The organism is Dyella japonica DSM 16301 (assembly GCF_001010355.1).
In the GTDB taxonomy this organism is placed as follows: domain Bacteria; phylum Pseudomonadota; class Gammaproteobacteria; order Xanthomonadales; family Rhodanobacteraceae; genus Dyella; species Dyella japonica.
This window is the reverse complement of sequence record NZ_JPLA01000136.1, coordinates 1-392: the sequence shown is the minus strand read 5'-3', so window position 1 is coordinate 392 and position 392 is coordinate 1. Positions and strand designations below refer to the sequence as shown.

The 392-nt window shown below is 39.5% G+C and carries 1 protein-coding gene; it reads left to right on the top strand.

The window, feature by feature from the left end; all coding sequences use genetic code 11:
* Nucleotides 1–105: 105 nt before the first annotated feature.
* A complete protein-coding gene (locus Y882_RS19610; protein ID WP_046973413.1) occupies nt 106–306 on the top strand; it encodes a hypothetical protein in 201 nt (66 codons plus the stop codon).
* Nucleotides 307–392: the final 86 nt, after the last annotated feature.

Below are 392 nucleotides of genomic sequence, written 5' to 3'. Positions count from 1 at the left end.
TCATCTTCCATGAGACAGTAGAGAATACTGCCTACAATGGACGATACCAGAACCAGCCTAATCAACCTGTAGCTGCTAAGTCAGCTCGTTAATTAAGGAAATATCATGTCTATCTTTTCTACTAAGGTTAATGGTCAGAAAGTTACTGTTGTTGCTCGTAACGTAGCTTACGTTACTGAAAACAGTGAAGGCCGTGGTGTAATTACTTTTACTAACGGTGATTCCATTAATACCCAGGTAGGTTATGACTCTATCCGTCGTAACGTAGCTAAAGCACTTGATGGTGCTAAAGAAATCGCAGAGTAAGTTGTTTACAGTAATGGGGCTATATAGTAGCCCTATTTATGGAAATTCCTTTCTACATTGCTTAGTCCCAACTATGCCCACTTTAT